Raw genomic sequence first — 16,165 nt, 5'->3', positions numbered from 1 at the left:
CGGGGAATGAATTGCTGCGTCCGTGTGCGAAAGAACCTGTTTTATTGCATTTTTTTGAAGCGAATTGATGGGTATGCAAGCCTCCGACAACTTGAATGAGCTCCATGCCAGTTGCGCAGCCTTGCGTCCGCCCATCCTGATAGCGGGGGTGTTTTTTAGCACGCTACTGCCGGCGTCAGCAGCGCCGCATGCAATGATGTCGTTCGATTCAGGGGTCTTCACCTCTAGCTCAAGTTCGCAGGTTGATCTGTCGCGCTTTGACAAGGGAAATATTCTATTGGCCGGTACTTCTCGTGTTGATGTGACGATCAACCAAAGTTCTTTAGGAAGGCAAGACATCACGTTCAGCGTATTGGCTGGCGAAGAAAGCGCTGTGGCATGTCTTGATCGTGCCAAGCTGGTGCAGTTTGGTGTTGATCCGGACAAGGTTGCACGCGGGGTGGCTAGCCTCGGTGAGGTGGCCGTTCCCCGTGAGCTGCCGGATGGAGCTTTGTGCGGAGACCTGGGCAATTGGATTCCTGGCGCTGTGCTGTCGTTCAATTCGAGCGAACAAAGATTGTCGATCAGTGTGCCGCAGATATACATGAATATCTCGGCACGAGGTTATGTTCCGTCTTCACAATGGGACGATGGCATCAACGCCGCTTTGCTCGGCTACAATTTCAGCGGCATCAGGGCGACTGGTAACAATGGCGGTACGCAAGCGTATCTGGGATTGAATGGGGGGATCAATGTCGGCGAATGGCGGTTGCGCCTTCAAGGCGCACAAGCCTGGAATTCCGCTAGAGGCCGCTCGCCTTATCAAAACACAGCAACATATTTACAGCGCAGCATTGCCGAATTGAAATCGCAACTGATCATTGGCGATAATTTCACCAGCGGCCAGATCATGGATAGCGTGCGCCTGCGTGGCGTCAGCCTGGTGTCCGATGAGCGCATGCTGCCGCAATCGCAAAGAGGTTATGCACCCGTCGTGCGCGGCATTGCCGAAAGTAATGCACACGTCAGAATTAGCCAGAACGGTTACAGCATTTACGAAACCACCGTGGCGCCGGGACCGTTCGTCATCGATGATCTTTATCCCACCGGCTACGGCGGTGATTTGACGGTCACAGTGACTGAGTCCGATGGCCGCAGGAATGCCTTCGTGGTTCCTTACGCCGCGTTACCGCAACTGTTGCGCGCCGATACCACCAGGTACAGCATCGCCGCTGGTCAGTTGCAGCAATACAGGGTTCGGGATAACACACCCTTTGTAATGCAGGCGGCAATCCAGCATGGCGTCAGTAATGCCGTGAGTATCTACGGTGGTGCGACCATGTCGCAAGGGTATGCGCAGGCAAAGCTTGGCACGGCATTCGCCACGCGGATCGGCGCTGTCTCGCTGGACGCCACCACCGCACGCACCAAGATGGCGGGCGGCACCAGTTTGAACGGACAAAGCTACGGCGTTGCATACAATAAGAACATGCCGGAGTCAGGAACGAATTTTTCACTGGGCGCGTATCGCTTCTCGACGAGCGGGTATCTGAATTTGTCAGATGCTATCAATGTCCGCGATCTTTTTGGCCATGGTTATGATCTCACGCGTTACTCGCATCAGAAAAATCGCCTGGATATCTCCCTGAGCCAGAAATTTGGTAACGGCGCAATCATGTTGTCCGGTAGTTCGATCGACTACTGGGGCAATAGCCAGGGACGTCAAACTTTGCTGACCGCTGGATACGGGCAGAACGGTCAGCGTTTCAACTGGAACCTGTCGCTACAACGCTCACGCATCCAGGCTGCGTCGCAGACTGCTGAACGACAGCGTCGGGGCGATAGCGTATTCTTTGGTCCCACCTTTAACGCAGGCCGTATCGACAATCGCATCACGCTCAGCTTGTCGATTCCATTGGGCAGAAATGCGTACGCTCCCAGCATGAACAGCTATCTATCGCGCAATACAGGTAGCAGCCGCGGTAGCAATCTGCAGGCCGGGATCAACGGCAATCTGGGGGAGCAGCGCAATGTCAGCTATGGCGTTTCCGCCAGTCGTTACAACAACGCCAACGGCGGCAGTGATAATTTCAATGCGAGTGTCGGCTACCGCGGCAATGCAGTCAATCTACGTGCCGGGGCGAGTCAATCAAGCGGTGGCGGCCAACTGTCGTTTAGCGCTAATGGCGGCGCTATTCTGCACGGGGGCGGTCTCTCTTTTGCGCAAACCCTGGGGGACACCATTGCTCTGGTTTACGTACCGAATGCAGAGGGCGCCCTACTCAGCAACGCCGCCGGCGTACGCATCGACAGCAGCGGTTATGCCGTCTTGCCGCAGATCACGCCGTTTCAACGCAATGTTGTCAGCATCGACCCGAAAGGCATGGCCGAAGATGTGGAGTTGAAGGAAGCATCGCGTACTGTGGCTCCCAGTTTGGGAGCTGTTTCGTTGCTCAAGTACGCCACTGTCAGCGGTCGCGCCGTGATCATCAAAGCCAGGAGGGAAAATGGCGCAGCAATGCCGTTCGCGGCACAGGTATTCAATGATGCCGGAGACGTGGTCGGCGTGGTAGGGCAGGCCAGCAAGGCTTTTGTGCGCGGCGCGGCCGATGGTGGCACATTCACGGTCAAGTGGGGTGAGACAGCCGATAGCCAGTGCCGCGTCAGTTACCAGTTGCCGTCCCTGGCGAAAGGGACGCGCCAAAGCGCAGCTGATTTGGTGGAGGGACTCTGCTTGACTAAAGAAGGCGTGCGCACTGCCGGAGCTGGAACGAACGCAAATGCGGGCGGTACTGCGCAGTCACCAACAACTGAACCATTAATATGAATAAGCTATTGTTAACGATAATATTTTTTGCCTCCACTGGACTTGTCTTGCCGCTCAAGGCTCAGCAGTGCACGTACAAGAACGGCGGACCGCCACCGAGCGAGGTGGTGCGATTTCCTGATATGACAGTCGACCCGTATACTCCGGAAGGATCTGTTTTAGTCAGTGTTTCGGCAACTGCACTGGCAAGTCGCGGGGAGTTCATTTACTGCACCAGTCCGGTGTCGCCCATCACCATGAAAACAGTATGGAGTGAACAGAATTTAAGCCAGGTTGTGTATGAGGGCGAAGTGCTGTATGCCACCGGCATCTCGGGGTTGGCAATACGCATTGTGACGCCAGGAGGTATCGGCGGAGAATATACAGGGACACTTCCCCGCGCTATCAATAGAGCTCCGCCTTGTTATTATGCGGATCAAAACCGTGCCGGAGGATATTGTGGTGGTTCATGGGGTGGGGTAACTTTTGAATTGGTCAAAATTGGCGATACCGGCGCAGGTACTGTCAATATTTCGGGGCAGCTTCAGGCTGTTTTGCCCGCTTTCGGCATTTTGCATGTCATCACATTTAATTCATTTTCCATTAATGCTCCTCGTACGACATGTTCCATCTCGGTTCCCCCGGTGGATTTGCAGGAACATAGCGCGAGCGTTTTCGGTCCTGTCGGCAGCTTCACACCTTGGAAAGATTTCAATATCACATCGCAAGGTTGCAAATCAGGTGTCGTCAAAGTGCATATGCGTTTTGCCGGCACGGCGAACGCCGATAATCCCAATCTGTTTGCCCTGACTCCTGGCGGCGCCAGAGGCGTCGGGATTGAACTGCAGGCCCGGGATGGCCGTCCTGCAGCGCCCAACAGCATGAATGCATTGGATTGGGAGCCCGCTCCGAATGGGGGCAGTTACCCAATGCGTGCGCGCTATACGAAAACCTTGCCTGACGTCGTTCCCGGAGTTGCGAATGGCGTGGCGGAAATTAACATGTCGTATAACTGATTGCCTTGCAAATCGACATAATGAAAATCCATTCCCTTTCCTTGTATGCGCTTGCTTTTTGCCTCATCGCCTTGCTCGCAGGGCCCGCGCATGCCGAGATTATCATCGGCGCGACGCGTGCAATTTATCCCGCGCAGAGTCGTGAAATCACGCTCAGGCTGAGCAATAACGAAGCAAGCGAAGCGCGTTTGGTGCAGGCCTGGATCGACGATGGCGATGCTGATACGGCGCCTGAATCGATGGATGTGCCGTTTGCGCTCACGCCGCCGATATTTCGTCTCGATGCGGGAAAAAGCCAGATATTGCGCATCGCTTACGCGCCGGACGAGGGCAACGTGGTGTCTGGCGATAAGGAGTCGCTATACTGGATTAACGTGCGAGCCATGCCGCCAAAGTCTGAAGACGCAGCATCAAAAAATGCGTTGCGGTTCGCGCTCCGGACGCGAATCAAATTATTTTTCCGGCCCACAAACCTGGCCGGCTACGCTGCGGATGCGGCGGAAAAATTACAGTGGAAGTTGATGGCGAACGAAACCGGACATGCGCTGGAAGTGCATAACCCCAGTGCTTACCATGTTTCGTTCGCCGGCATTGCTGTCGGGGTCGATGGCCAGGAAATCAACACCGAAAGCCTGTCCATGGTTGCTCCCGGCGATACCGGAAGGATCATGCTGAAGGGATTGCCATCGCAGCAGCATGGCAAGGCAGAACTGCGATTTCAGATTATCGACGACAACGGCAATATTCAAGTTCACACGGCAGTCTTGTGAGGCCGTCCGGAAACTGCGGGTCGGCCAAGCGTCGTTCAGCGGTTCAATGCCGGACTGACGGGTATCAAGTCGCCACCAGCATGATGCCCCTTGATGCGCAACACCATCACCGCTGCAATCATGCAGGCCGCGCCCATCAGCATTGACGACAGGGTATAGCTGCCCAGACTGTTGCGCAGCGTGCCGGCCAGCATGGTGGCGCTGGCGGCGCCGAGCTGGTGGCCGGCGACGATCCAACCGAATACGATCGGTGCAGCCAGGCGGCCGAATACATCATTGGCGAGGCGCACTGTAGGCGGCACCGTGGCGATCCAGTCGAGGCCGTAGAACAGGGCGAAGATCGGCAGGCCGAAGTAGCTCAGGCCGAACGCATGCGGCAGGAAAATCAGCGCGACGCCGCGCAGGCCGTAATACCAGAACAGCAGTACGCGGGCATTGAAACGATCCGACAACCAGCCCGACATGGTGGTGCCGAACAGATCGAGCAGGCCCATGGTGGCAAGGATGCTGGCGCCGCCGACGGCTGAAATGCCGTAGTCGCCGCACATCGCGATGAAGTGGGAGCCGATGTAGCCGTTGGTGCTCATGCCGCAGATGAAGAAGCTGAAAAACAGTAGCCAGAAATCGCGGATTTTTACCGCCTTGCCCAACGCTTCGAAGGCGATGCTGAGCGGATTCTTCGATTTATTGGTGGCGTCCGGCGGCAGCTCGTCGAACTGGCCGTAGCGTTTCATGCCGATATCCTGGGGCCGCTCGGGCAGGAAGATCGCTACCAGCGGGATCGCCAGCGCGGCTACGCTGGAAACCAGTATCGCCACCGAGCGCCAGCCGTAATGCTCGACCATGTAGGCCATCAGCGGCAGGAACACCATCTGGCCGGTGGCCGAGCTGGCGGTCAGCAAGCCCATCGCCAGGCCGCGCCGGGTTTCGAACCAGCGGCTGACGATGGTTGCCGCCAGCGTATTGGCGGCGACGCCGCTGCCGGCGCCGACCAGGATGCCCCAGGCCAGCACCATGTGCCATGGCATTGTCATGAAGGTGCTGAGGAAGGTGCCGACGGCTAACAGCACCAGCGCGCCAAGCACGATCGGACGGATGCCGTAACGTTGCATGGCGGCCGCCGAGAACGGCCCGATCAAACCATACAATGCGATGTTGACCGATATCACGAACGAGATGGTGGTGACGCTCCAGCCGAATTCATGCTCCAGCGGCAGGATCATCACCGATGGCGTGGCGCGAATGCCGGCGGCTGACAGCAGCACCAGGAAAGTGATGCCGACGATAATCCACACGTAGCTGAAGCGTGTGCGCGACATGATGGCTTGTACGGTCTTGTTCATGAGATGGTGTTTTCGGATTGTTCAAATTTGGCGTTGGCGTCGTCGACCAGGCGGTTCAATTCCTGATGCGTGCGATCGCCCAGTATCGCGTTGATTTCATCTTGCGCCTTGCGCCAGTTGGGCATGGATTTTTTCCATTTTCGCTGTCCTTCGCTGCTCAGGATGACGCCGAACGAACGCTTGTCGGTCAGCATTTCCAGCGGCAGGTCGATGCTCTCGATCCATCCGGCGCCGATCAGGGGTTTGAGGGTGCGACTCATCGTGCTGCGATCCATGCCCATGGCGTTCGCCAGCGGAATCACGCCGATCGGCCCATACTTGCCGATCCGCGCCAACAGCGAATACTGGCTGATGGTGAGTCCATCCGCGGCCAGGTGATGGTCGTAGATATTGGTCATCTTGCGGGTCAGCTGGCGCAGGGTCGAGCAGCTGCATTGGCTTTCCATCATGCGCTTTCCTTTTTTATGCATATGCATCTATGTATATGCATAATATAGATGCTGCGAAACTTCTGTCAACCGGCGAATTGCAAATTCATTCCCTGGATGTCGCTCTCAGGGAAATGCTGTTGCAGATTGGTGACAGGCAGATTAGGTCAGGCAGATTGGGTCAAGCAGGGCGCTGACGGTCAGTCGGCGTCGGGAAGTGCAATCGGGCGCAGCGGAATCGGCATCGACATGATGATTGAAGTCCGGGTTTCGCCGTAATGGTTGATGCTGCCGACGAAGCGCTCCAGGTGGCTGATGTCTTGCGTCGCCACGCGCAGCAGGTATGAGTCGGCGCCGGTGACGTGCAGGCATTCCAGCACTTCCGGCATCGACTGCAATAATTTGATCAGGCGCGTTTTATAGGCCTGCGCAGCAGTGATCCCAATCACCGCCATGACACCGCGGCCGACTGCTGCGGCGTCCACCACGGCGCGATAGCCGGTGACAACGCCGGATTCTTCGAGACGTTTCAGGCGCTCCGAGGTGGCCGGCAGTGAAAGCCCGCATTCGTCGGCCAGCGCTTTCAGCGAAATGCGGCCGTCGCGCTGGATCGCCGCTAGAATTTTCCGTCCTTTGGCATCGATATCCATGGTATTCACCGGTGAAATCCATATTTTCAGAAATAGTTACTGCAATTTAGCAGTTTCGCCTGATTTTCTCCATGTTTGAAGCGCCCTCATCTTGAGATAATCGATGTCGACATGAACAGACATACAAGGGATTCAGCGTGGAAAAGATATTGTTCCTGAAGGCACTCCTGATCGGCCTGTCAATCGCGGCGCCGGTGGGGCCGGTCGGTTTGCTATGCATCCAGCGCACATTGATGCATGGCCCGCGTATTGGGTTTGTCAGCGGACTCGGGGCGGCGTCGGCGGATGCCGTGTATGGCGCTATCGGCGCATTTGGACTGGCCGCGGTGACGCATTTTTTTGTCGCATTGGCGACACCGCTGGCGCTTTGCGGCGCCTTTTTCTTGAGTTGGATGGGTATCCGGATGTTGTTCGCCCGTCCGGCGGGTGAAGCTGCAGTGGCAGTAGATACGATGCGCCCGCACCGGGCATTTGCTTCGGTATTCGCACTGACGCTGACCAACCCGATGACCATTCTGTCCTTCGTCGCGGTGTTTGCGTCGATTAGCGGCAGCGCCGCTGTCGGCGGTGGCGATGCGGGTATCATGGTGCTCGGCATCGGTTGCGGATCGGCGCTCTGGTGGCTGACGTTGGCACTCGGGATTGCGGTCGTGCGGCACAAGATCGACCAAGGCACGATGCGCAGGATTAATCAGTTGGCCGGCTTGTTCCTGATCGGGTTTGCGCTGTGGCAGCTGTTTGGCCTGTGGCGCTGAATGGGTGCGAATCGGGCGAAAAATGGTATAAAAAATAATGCAAAGACCGATGTGTGTCCCGGCGACGCGGCGAGTGAGGTAACATCCTCACCTCTGAAACCCTTTGGGTTAAAACGGGGGCGCCGAATGGCGGAGCAGGTGCAAGCAAGTGCCAGGCGCCATGAGCAACCCGCATCAAACAAGGATTTGAAATTATGCTGAAATTGGCAACATGGAACGTTAACTCACTCAAGGTGCGCCTGCCGCAAGTGCTGCAATGGTTGGCCGACAACCCGGTTGACGTACTCGCCCTGCAGGAAACCAAGCTGACCGACGACAAATTCCCGGTCGCGGAAATCGAAGCTGCCGGCTATCACGTGGTGTTCAGCGGCCAAAAAACCTATAACGGGGTTGCCATCCTGTCACGCCATCCGATCACCGATGTGGTCAAAAACAACCCGCTCTACGAAGACCCGCAGCAGCGCATCATTGCCGGCACCATCGAAGGTATACGGATCGTCTGCGCATACATTCCGAACGGACAGGCGCCGGATACGGAGAAGTACGAGTACAAGTTGAAGTGGCTGGATGCCTTGCACGACTGGTTGCAGAGCGAGCGCCAGCAGCATGCGAAACTGGCCTTGATGGGTGATTACAACATCGCGCCGGAAGATCGTGACGTCCACGATCCGGCTGCATGGGTGGGGCAGAATCTGGTGTCGCCGCCTGAGCGTGCCGCCTTCGTGCGCTTGTTGGGGCTGGAGTTGGTTGATGCGTTCCGGATGTTCGAGCAGCCGGAGAAGCTGTTCAGCTGGTGGGATTACCGGCAGATGGGTTTCCGTCTGAATCGCGGCATGCGGATTGACCATATTTTGCTGTCGCCACCATTGGCGGCGCAGTGTACCGCTTGCGTGATCGACAAGGTGCCGCGTAAATGGGAGCAGCCGTCCGATCATGCACCGGTGGTTGCCACGCTGGAGTAATCACTGCTCGTGGACACAAAAATGTGTCCACCCTACGTAAAACGGGCGGTTGGCACATGCATGCCAACCGCCCGTTTTTTGTGTTGCGTGGATTGCTTACTTGCCCGCAGCAGCGCGTTCAGCGCGGTTGATCAGGAAAGTGGTCAGCAAAGCCACCGGACGTCCGGTAGCGCCTTTGGCTGCGCCGCTTTTCCAGGCAGTGCCAGCGATATCCAGATGGGCCCAAGTGTACTTCTTGGTATAGCGTTCCAGGAAGCAAGCCGCGGTAATGCTGCCGCCGGCCGGGCCGCCGATGTTTGCCATGTCGGCAAAATTCGACTTCAGCTGTTCCTGGTAGCTGTCTTCGATCGGCATGCGCCAGGCGGTGTCGCCGGTTGCCTTGCCGGCGCTCAGCAATTCGTTGGCGAGTTCATCATGCGCACTGTCGTGGCGAGTGAACAGGCCGGAATTGTGATGGCCGAGCGAGGTTACGCAAGCGCCGGTCAGGGTGGCGATGTCGACCACGGCAGCCGGCTTGAAGCGTTCGACGTAAGTCAACGCATCGCACAGCACCAGGCGGCCTTCAGCATCGGTGTTCAGGACTTCGATGGTCTGGCCGGACATCGAGGTGACGATGTCGCCTGGTTTTGTCGCCGTGCCGGATGGCATGTTTTCAGTCGCCGGAATGACGCCGATCACGTTCAGCTTCAGTTTCAGTTCAGCGATGGCGCGGATGGTGCCCAGCACCGAGCCGGCGCCGCACATGTCGTACTTCATTTCATCCATGCCGGAACCGCCCTTGAGGGAGATGCCGCCGGTGTCGAAAGTGATGCCCTTGCCAACCAATACGGTCGGCGCATCCTTGGCTTTGCCACCCAGGTGCTTGATGATGATGAATTTCGGCGCTTCGCCGCCGCCGCGTGCAACTGACAGGAAGCTGCCCATTTTCAGCGCTTCGAGCTGCTTGCGGTCCAGGACTTCCACCGACAACTTGAATTCCTTGGCCAGTTTCTTGGCGGTGTTGGCCAGGTAGGTTGGGGTGCAGACGTTGCCAGGCAGGTTGCCCAATTCTTTGGTCAAATCGATACCGTTGGCCAGCGCCAAGCCTTGCGCCACAGCTTCCTTGGCAGCAACGGCCTTGGCGGCGGCGACCAGGAAAGCAACTTTCTTGATGCCGCTCGATGTTGTCTCTTTTTTACTTTTCAGGGTATCCGAGCGATAGCTGTTATCACGCAACACCAGGATGCTGTTGCGAATCGCCCAGGCCAGGTCGCGTTCCGGGGTTTGCTTGGCGATGCCGTCGAACGGCAATGCCAGCACAGCATCGCTGCCGCCCAAGGTTGACAGCGCGCGCGCCACGCACAGGGCTGCCATCGACATGACCTTGTCGCTCAGTTCGCCATCCTGGCCGAGGCCGATCAGCAATACGCGCTCGGCGGCTACGCCGGCGATTTTGCGCAGCAACAGGGTCGAGCCTGGTTTACCGGAAATGTCTCCGGACTTTAATGCAGCAGTGATTTCACCAGATTTGTCAAGAGCTTGCGCTTGTGGCGAGAGTTTCTTGTTTTCATAGATCCCGACTGCGATACAGCCGGCTTTCAGAGAGGCAATTGAGGTTTTTGCGTCGTTGGTTTTTATGCTAAAGTCCATCACTTACTCCTTTTTTGATCCGCAATTATATTCCCCAATGATCTTTCAGCGCGCACTCCGACGCGAATTAATTAGCACCGCTGGTGCCGTTTTCACGACGCTCTTCACAATTATCATCACGGTGATGCTGATCAAGATTCTGGGACAGGCAGCCGGAGGACAAATTGCGTCGCAAGACGTGGTTGCGCTGATCGGTTTCCAATCCTTGAACTATCTGCCGATCCTGCTGATCCTGACCGGCTACATCTCGGTGCTGCTGGTGGTCACGCGCAGCTATCAGGATTCCGAAATGGTGGTCTGGTTCGCCTCCGGCCAGAGTCTGGTCAAGTGGGTCAAGCCGGTGCTGATGTTCGGCTTGCCGATCATCGTGCTGACCGCAATCCTGAGTTTTGTGGCGACGCCATGGGCCAACAATCAGAGTGCCCAATACCGCGAGCGTTTTGAAAAACGCGAGGATATCTCCAAGGTTTCGCCCGGCAAATTCCAGGAATCGGCGGCGGCCAATCGGATTTTCTTTGTCGAGGGAATGTCCGGCGACAATACCAAGGTCAAGAACGTCTTCGTCAATACCCAGCAGGATGGCAAGAACAGCATCGTGGTGGCCAAGGAAGGCATGGTCGAGCTGGACAAGAACGGCGATAAATTCCTGATCCTGCAAAAGGGGCGCCGTTACGACGCGCTTGAGGCCCAGAATGAGTTCCGGGTCATGGAATTCGAGCGCTACGGCGTGCTGGTGGCCAGCGGCTCGCAAGCGGTCAATGGCGACAAGTCTGCGCGCGCATTGCCGACCGCCGATCTGCTGAAGGATCCGAACAATTTCAACATGGGTGAGCTGCTGTGGCGCCTGTCGCTGCCGTTCATGGCGCTGTGCCTGATGCTGCTGGCGATTCCGCTGAGCTTCGTCAATCCGCGCGTCGGCCGTTCTGCCAGCCTGTTGATCGCGCTGCTGCTGTTTGTTACCTACAGCAACGTCGCCAATATTTTCCAGGCGGCGGTGGTGCAGAAACGCCTGTCGTTCGGACTTGCCTGGTGGCCGATGCATCTCGCGGTGCTGATCATCATTACCCTGCTGTTCCTGTGGCGGCTGAAGGTCAATAGCCGCTGCCACCCCTTGGTCATTTGGTCTGCCATCAAGCATGCACGCCTGACCAAAACCAAACAATCGGCGGCAACATGAAGGTCCTGCAACGTTATTTCCGGGCCGAGATTGTCCGTTCTGTCTTGTTCACGCTGGCGGCATTCCTGGCGTTGTTCGCGTTCTTCGACCTGATGAACGAATTGCCGTCCGTGGGGCGCGGCGGCTACAAGCTGCAGCACGCCTTCCTGGTCGTGCTGCTGGGGCTGCCGAGCTATGCCTATGAATTGATGCCGATTGCGGCGCTGATCGGCACCATCTATACGCTTTCCCAGTTTGCTGCGCGTTCCGAATTCACCATCATGCGGGTCTCCAGCATGTCGACCATGATGGCAGCCAAGGCGCTGTTCAAGATCGGCCTGTTGTTTGTCGTGGCGACGGTGCTGATCGGCGAATTCGTTTCGCCCAAGAGTGCGGAATGGGCGGAACAGCTGAAACTGCAATCCAAGGGCTCATCGATTTCGCAGAAATTCAAGACCGGGCTGTGGAGCAAGGATGTGATCCGGACCGATGGCACGAGCGGCGATATCATCGGCTCGCGTTTCATCAATATCGATGAAATCCGCCCGGACGGCGAGCTGGAGGGCGTCAAGCTGTATGAGTTTGACCGTAACCTGCACATGACGGCGCAGCTCCGTGCGAAGAGCGCCAACTATCAGGGCAACCATGTCTGGCGCATGGTAGACGTGGTACAGACCGATTTCGTCAACGGCACCTCGACCGACGACATCACCAGTTCGATCGCCACCAAGAACTTCCCGAGCAAGGATCTGGTTTCCGAAATCACGCCGGAAATCCTCTCGGTACTGTTTGCCGATCCGGATCACATGTCGGCTTACAATTTGTGGTCTTACTCCAGGCATTTGGCGGAGAACAACCAGCACAGCGAGCGCTACGACATCGCGTTCTGGAAGAAGCTGGTGTATCCGTTGTCGGTATTCGTGATGATGGCGCTGGCCTTACCGTTCGCCTACCTGCATTTCCGTGCCGGCGGCGTCAGCTTGAAGATTTTCACCGGCATCATGATTGGCGTCAGCTTCCAGCTGGTCAACACGCTGTTTTCGCACCTCGGGCTACTCAATACCTGGCCGCCTTTCATCACCGCGGCATTGCCGAGCAGCTTGTTCCTGCTGGTCGCCATGGCGGCGTTGTGGAAGATCGAGCGGCAGTAGCGCCGCGATAGGATCGGACTGATATGTCGCAACCACTCTCATCGAACACGGTGTCGCAAGCGCTGGTGCTGTTTGGCCACGGCGCCCGCGATCCAGCCTGGGCGGCGCCGTTTGAATCCTTGCAGAAAATGATCCAGCATCAATTGCCGGCCCTGCAAGTGAAACTGGCTTTCCTGGAGTTGATGCAGCCGGATCTGCCGCACTTGCTGCAGCAATTGGCCGCGGACGGCATCGTCGAGGTCAGCGTGGTGCCGATATTCCTTGGGCAGGGCGGCCATGTCCGGCGCGACCTGCCGGCATTGATTGCGCAGGCCCGGCAGCAATATCCGCATATGACGATCAACGTGGCGCAAGCGGTTGGCGAGCAGCCTGATGTGCTCAACGCTATCGCCCAATACTGCGTTTCTACCTTACCTCTGGGGACTTCCTGATACTGGCGGAAGTTTGCTTGCCCTTCAGTTGCAGCCACGCGATGAAGTTGGTTAGTACCGGGTCTTGATGACTGGGCCGGAACAGCAAGTGAAATCCCTTGTCCTGCAAACGCAGATCTGGAAATAGCGGCAACAGGCTGCCATGGGCCAGATCGTCTTCGATCAGGGCCAACGATCCCATCGCCACGCCAAGGTCGGTCAGCGCCGCCTGCAGGTTCAAGAAGAAATGTTCGTAGATCTGCCCAGGCAATTGACCTTTGATCGGCACCCCTACCTCACCAAACCAGCGGGTCCATGTTTCCGAACGGCTCGACAGATGCAGCAGGGAAGCCTGCAGCAAGTCGGCCGGGACGGCGAACTTGTGCTGCTGCAGATAGCGTGGCGATGCCACCGGCGTCAGCACATCGTCCAGGAAGCGGATGCATTCGTACTCGGCCCTATGCATCGGGCTGCGCCGTATCAGCACGTCGAACGGTTCCTTGATGGCATCCACCGCGACAGTCGAGGTGGTGACCCGAATCTCGACGCGCGGATTCTCGATCTGGAATGACGACAGCCGCGGAATCAGCCAGCGCATCGCCATCGACGGCGTACAGCTGACCCGGATGATGCGCAGCTTGCCGGTATTGAGCAGTTGTTCGGACGCCAGCGCGATGCGATCCAGCCCGGCTTTGACGTCGGCAAAGAAAACCCTTGCCGCCTCGGTCGGCTCGACCCCGCGTTGTCCTCGAATGAACAAGGTCTGGTCGAAATGCTGCTCCAGCAATTTGATTTGCTGGCTCACGGCGCTGTGCGTCAGGTGCAGCTCGGCGGCAGCCAGTGTCAGGCTGCCGGTGCGGACCACGGCTTCAAATACGCGCAATGGCTTGAGGGGCGGCAGGCGTGTCTTCATATTAAAAAAACTTATATTTCCAATGGAAAATACGGCTTTTGGGAAAGCCGGGGCCGGCTTATTCTACATGCACCGGCAATGAAAAATGATTGCCGAAGTATATTTCATGCAGTCATCGACGGGAGCTTCGAATGCCAGTTACCGATAATTTTTCTAATATTAAATTATTTTCCTTCCTGGCTCGCACGTGGCGGCGCCGGGCTATTGCTGGTGCAGCGGATGCGGAGCAGAACTATCTTGCAGCGGCCGCAGATCACCAGGATCTGGAGCGGCGCCTGAAGGTGTTGGAGTGCCGGCATGGATCGGTGCTGCACACGTTGCGGGTGATGAAGGTCGGCGCATATTGATCTCATTGATACGATGCCGTTCAGTGAAGATTGAACGGTATTTTTATTTGCGAGAACGGGGAGGAGCACGCGTGGGGTGTTGCGCGGCGATACATATTTTTTGTCGAAAGTAAAGTCTTTTTACTTGACAGATTGGACAGTCGGAAATATACTCCCCGGCATTGCATCACATGGAGGTCCATATCTTGGACAGTTGTTCTAGTAGTAGACGTGGATGGGTCCTCAGCCCAGCACATTACGCATAGTCTATAGCAGACCTCCCTCCGCTACAGCTTGTGTATATGCGAGCTGTAGTATCGCGGTAGCAACATCGTTTCAATCCGCACCGATACTCCCATCCGTTTAATGTAATACCGTTGTTCGTGCTGCCATTTTGGCGGTTTGCGTTCAGCCGTGTTATTCCAGTTCCAGTTCGTCTTGAACCTTGTCGGGCTTGCCCGTGGCGGTTGTATGCGCCATGGCATCGTGATGTTCAACGCCGGATGGACAGGAATTGCACCTGCTCGGCTACGTGTACGCCTGATGTCTGGCATGCGCGGAAAGTGGGCACAGGCTGCAGCAATTCGTCCGGCCGCCGCGCGCAACGTCAGCGGGAAGGAGTACATCATGCCATTCAACAAACTGCATGCTTTTTTCAGCAAGCGTCGTTCCACCTTTGCCGTCGGCGATCAGCATGAAGCGGCTTCACGGCTGCCTTATCGCATCGTCACAACTTGCCGCAACTCGGAAGTGGCAAACCTGGAAGAATTGATGCGTCGGCTGCTGGCGTCCTATGACGTCACTCACCAGGCGAATGAGCCTGCGGTGCAGTCCCATCTCACCGCCATCACGGTTGAAGTGATGTGCTCGGTGCGTGAACGGGCCGGACTGGTACAACTGGTGACGCGCCTGGCGCAGGAAGTCAGTGTGCGCAGCGTGCGTTGGGAAAGCATTCCTCAGCGTTCGCCGCGTGCCGCACAACCGGCCTATGTGCCACCCTCCAGGGGCGCAGCATTGCCGGCGTAATCCGGAAATTTTGAATCAGGAGCTATTGAAATGGACTGTTCCAGTTGTCCGGGTAACCGGATAAAAACATCAGCAATAAAAAATCGCAAGGCGGCTTCGTACCTGCACTTGCCTGCATCAGCATAGCCACTCCCACTTTCCCGTGTCGATTGGCTGAGCTGAACAGCTCGCAATCGACAACCGACATACATTTTCATGTCGCCGTCGCTTGTGCCACAGCAGGCACGATGCGCAATCGCCTTGCATGATCAATCCGCTTCCCGTCCGTCAAAGAGCATCGGGAAAGCCAGGCATGAAAAGGTGAAATGATGACTATCAAGACTCTGCTGGGTATGACATCCAACAATCGTAACAGCGGCAACAGCGGCAGCAACTGGACCTTCGGCTGGACTTCCAGCCAGGCATCGGTACTGTCCGCCAACACCGGCGCAAAAGCCGTCAAGCGCGGCGTCAGCCAGGCCGATCGTCAGGTTGGCATGTACGGCGTACTGGCGACGCACGGCGTCTCCGGACGCTGAGCCAACATATTCAATAAATTATTAATCGTAGTAAGAGGTTATCCCGATGCCATTTTGATGGCTCGGGATGGCTGGCTATTTGAGTGCAACAGTGCATCGCTTGCCACATGTGGTGTAGATGCGATGCTGCACGTTAGGAGTAAACAATGAAATGGGAATTTTTCAATAAGAGAGTAGCAGTATTCGCGGTCTTGATCGTCACTGCCGCCTGCCTGGTCAGCTGGATCAATGTCTTGTCGCCGGAAGAACGCATTGAGCAATCCGGTCCGATCCTGCAAAAGGCGCTGGCGTCGCAATCCAACGCCCACACTGCGCGTTGATCGGCTA

17 protein-coding genes are annotated in these 16,165 nt (G+C 56.8%); 12 read left to right on the top strand and 5 right to left on the bottom strand.

The features are described from left to right. Positions 1–67: 67 nt before the first annotated feature. From ACIPF8_RS08555 to ACIPF8_RS08545, 3 genes are read left to right on the top strand one after another with little or no spacing between them, the layout of a single operon-like run. Entirely contained in the window at positions 68–2,806 is a 2,739-nt protein-coding gene (locus tag ACIPF8_RS08555) for a fimbria/pilus outer membrane usher protein (protein WP_400419602.1), read from the top strand. Continuing rightward, on the top strand, positions 2,803–3,801 hold the full coding sequence (locus tag ACIPF8_RS08550; RefSeq protein ID WP_400419600.1) for a fimbrial protein: 999 nt from the start codon (positions 2,803–2,805) through the stop codon (positions 3,799–3,801). The genes ACIPF8_RS08555 and ACIPF8_RS08550 overlap by 4 nt, the downstream gene beginning before the upstream one ends. Positions 3,802–3,821: 20 nt before the next feature. After that, positions 3,822–4,571 carry a molecular chaperone gene (locus ACIPF8_RS08545; RefSeq protein WP_400419597.1) on the top strand — a complete coding sequence of 250 codons (750 nt, stop codon included), beginning with the start codon at positions 3,822–3,824 and terminating at the stop codon, positions 4,569–4,571. Positions 4,572–4,606: 35 nt separating this feature from the next. Here the strand turns inward: ACIPF8_RS08545 and ACIPF8_RS08540 are convergent, their stop codons facing one another. The 3 genes from ACIPF8_RS08540 to ACIPF8_RS08530 all read right to left on the bottom strand — a co-directional run bounded on the left by ACIPF8_RS08540 (position 4,607) and on the right by ACIPF8_RS08530 (position 6,992). Then, positions 4,607–5,914, bottom strand: a complete 1,308-nt coding sequence (locus ACIPF8_RS08540) for an MFS transporter (protein WP_400419594.1) — start codon at positions 5,912–5,914, stop codon at positions 4,607–4,609. Continuing rightward, positions 5,911–6,363, bottom strand: a complete 453-nt coding sequence (locus ACIPF8_RS08535) for a MarR family winged helix-turn-helix transcriptional regulator (protein ID WP_400419592.1) — start codon at positions 6,361–6,363, stop codon at positions 5,911–5,913. The genes ACIPF8_RS08540 and ACIPF8_RS08535 overlap by 4 nt, the downstream gene beginning before the upstream one ends. Positions 6,364–6,542: 179 nt before the next feature. After that, positions 6,543–6,992 carry an Lrp/AsnC family transcriptional regulator gene (locus ACIPF8_RS08530; RefSeq protein WP_400420524.1) on the bottom strand — a complete coding sequence of 150 codons (450 nt, stop codon included), beginning with the start codon at positions 6,990–6,992 and terminating at the stop codon, positions 6,543–6,545. A 137-nt stretch (positions 6,993–7,129) separates the two neighbouring features. On the opposite strand from ACIPF8_RS08530, the gene ACIPF8_RS08525 reads away from it, so the two are divergent. Next, positions 7,130–7,747 (top strand): LysE family translocator, encoded by a 618-nt coding sequence (locus tag ACIPF8_RS08525; RefSeq protein ID WP_400419590.1) that lies wholly within the window; start codon positions 7,130–7,132, stop codon positions 7,745–7,747. A gap of 197 nt (positions 7,748–7,944) precedes the next feature. Further along, positions 7,945–8,709, top strand: a complete 765-nt coding sequence (gene xth / locus ACIPF8_RS08520) for an exodeoxyribonuclease III (RefSeq protein ID WP_400420522.1) — start codon at positions 7,945–7,947, stop codon at positions 8,707–8,709. A 96-nt stretch (positions 8,710–8,805) separates the two neighbouring features. On the opposite strand, the gene ACIPF8_RS08515 is transcribed toward xth, so the two are convergent. Beyond that, positions 8,806–10,338 (bottom strand): leucyl aminopeptidase, encoded by a 1,533-nt coding sequence (locus ACIPF8_RS08515; protein WP_400419587.1) that lies wholly within the window; start codon positions 10,336–10,338, stop codon positions 8,806–8,808. Between the two features lie 37 nt (positions 10,339–10,375). Between ACIPF8_RS08515 and lptF the strand changes: the two genes are divergently transcribed. The 3 genes from lptF to ACIPF8_RS08500 are packed head-to-tail and all read left to right on the top strand — an operon-like array spanning position 10,376 to position 13,076. Next, complete coding sequence (gene lptF, locus ACIPF8_RS08510; RefSeq protein WP_400419584.1) at positions 10,376–11,515, top strand: LPS export ABC transporter permease LptF; 1,140 nt, start codon at positions 10,376–10,378, stop codon at positions 11,513–11,515. After that, positions 11,512–12,645: an LPS export ABC transporter permease LptG gene (gene lptG / locus ACIPF8_RS08505; RefSeq protein ID WP_400419582.1), complete on the top strand. Its 1,134-nt coding sequence runs from the start codon at positions 11,512–11,514 to the stop codon at positions 12,643–12,645. The genes lptF and lptG overlap by 4 nt, the downstream gene beginning before the upstream one ends. Before the next feature lie 23 nt (positions 12,646–12,668). Continuing rightward, a complete protein-coding gene (locus ACIPF8_RS08500) occupies positions 12,669–13,076 on the top strand; it encodes a sirohydrochlorin chelatase (protein WP_400419579.1) in 408 nt (135 codons plus the stop codon). Here the strand turns inward: ACIPF8_RS08500 and ACIPF8_RS08495 are convergent. Then, positions 13,051–13,968 carry a LysR substrate-binding domain-containing protein gene (locus tag ACIPF8_RS08495; RefSeq protein WP_400419577.1) on the bottom strand — a complete coding sequence of 306 codons (918 nt, stop codon included), beginning with the start codon at positions 13,966–13,968 and terminating at the stop codon, positions 13,051–13,053. The two genes, ACIPF8_RS08500 and ACIPF8_RS08495, sit on opposite strands and share 26 nt — an antisense overlap. A gap of 131 nt (positions 13,969–14,099) precedes the next feature. On the opposite strand from ACIPF8_RS08495, the gene ACIPF8_RS08490 reads away from it, so the two are divergent. The 4 genes from ACIPF8_RS08490 (at position 14,100) to ACIPF8_RS08475 (ending at position 16,158) form a co-directional block, all read left to right on the top strand. After that, positions 14,100–14,315 carry a hypothetical protein gene (locus tag ACIPF8_RS08490; protein WP_400419575.1) on the top strand — a complete coding sequence of 72 codons (216 nt, stop codon included), beginning with the start codon at positions 14,100–14,102 and terminating at the stop codon, positions 14,313–14,315. A 606-nt stretch (positions 14,316–14,921) separates the two neighbouring features. After that, positions 14,922–15,320 (top strand): hypothetical protein, encoded by a 399-nt coding sequence (locus ACIPF8_RS08485; RefSeq protein ID WP_400419572.1) that lies wholly within the window; start codon positions 14,922–14,924, stop codon positions 15,318–15,320. A 308-nt stretch (positions 15,321–15,628) separates the two neighbouring features. Further along, positions 15,629–15,838, top strand: coding sequence for a hypothetical protein (locus ACIPF8_RS08480; protein WP_400419570.1), 210 nt, complete (start codon positions 15,629–15,631; stop codon positions 15,836–15,838). A 146-nt stretch (positions 15,839–15,984) separates the two neighbouring features. Further along, positions 15,985–16,158, top strand: coding sequence for a hypothetical protein (locus tag ACIPF8_RS08475; protein WP_400419568.1), 174 nt, complete (start codon positions 15,985–15,987; stop codon positions 16,156–16,158). Positions 16,159–16,165 lie beyond the last annotated feature (7 nt).

This window comes from Collimonas sp. NPDC087041 (assembly GCF_044745265.1).
In the GTDB taxonomy this organism is placed as follows: Bacteria; Pseudomonadota; Gammaproteobacteria; order Burkholderiales; family Burkholderiaceae_D; genus Collimonas.
This window is presented reverse-complemented; position numbering and strand designations above follow the sequence as displayed.

Coding starts and splice junctions, on each gene's coding strand:
- ACIPF8_RS08555 (WP_400419602.1), top strand. CDS start 68: ATGGGTATGCAAGCCTCCGACAACTTGAATGAGCTCCATGCCAGTTGC.
- ACIPF8_RS08550 (WP_400419600.1), top strand. CDS start 2,803: ATGAATAAGCTATTGTTAACGATAATATTTTTTGCCTCCACTGGACTT.
- ACIPF8_RS08545 (WP_400419597.1), top strand. CDS start 3,822: ATGAAAATCCATTCCCTTTCCTTGTATGCGCTTGCTTTTTGCCTCATC.
- ACIPF8_RS08540 (WP_400419594.1), bottom strand. CDS start 5,914: ATGAACAAGACCGTACAAGCCATCATGTCGCGCACACGCTTCAGCTAC.
- ACIPF8_RS08535 (WP_400419592.1), bottom strand. CDS start 6,363: ATGATGGAAAGCCAATGCAGCTGCTCGACCCTGCGCCAGCTGACCCGC.
- ACIPF8_RS08530 (WP_400420524.1), bottom strand. CDS start 6,992: ATGGATATCGATGCCAAAGGACGGAAAATTCTAGCGGCGATCCAGCGC.
- ACIPF8_RS08515 (WP_400419587.1), bottom strand. CDS start 10,338: ATGGACTTTAGCATAAAAACCAACGACGCAAAAACCTCAATTGCCTCT.
- lptF (WP_400419584.1), top strand. CDS start 10,376: ATGATCTTTCAGCGCGCACTCCGACGCGAATTAATTAGCACCGCTGGT.
- lptG (WP_400419582.1), top strand. CDS start 11,512: ATGAAGGTCCTGCAACGTTATTTCCGGGCCGAGATTGTCCGTTCTGTC.
- ACIPF8_RS08500 (WP_400419579.1), top strand. CDS start 12,669: ATGTCGCAACCACTCTCATCGAACACGGTGTCGCAAGCGCTGGTGCTG.
- ACIPF8_RS08495 (WP_400419577.1), bottom strand. CDS start 13,968: ATGAAGACACGCCTGCCGCCCCTCAAGCCATTGCGCGTATTTGAAGCC.
- ACIPF8_RS08490 (WP_400419575.1), top strand. CDS start 14,100: ATGCCAGTTACCGATAATTTTTCTAATATTAAATTATTTTCCTTCCTG.
- ACIPF8_RS08485 (WP_400419572.1), top strand. CDS start 14,922: ATGCCATTCAACAAACTGCATGCTTTTTTCAGCAAGCGTCGTTCCACC.
- ACIPF8_RS08480 (WP_400419570.1), top strand. CDS start 15,629: ATGACTATCAAGACTCTGCTGGGTATGACATCCAACAATCGTAACAGC.
- ACIPF8_RS08475 (WP_400419568.1), top strand. CDS start 15,985: ATGAAATGGGAATTTTTCAATAAGAGAGTAGCAGTATTCGCGGTCTTG.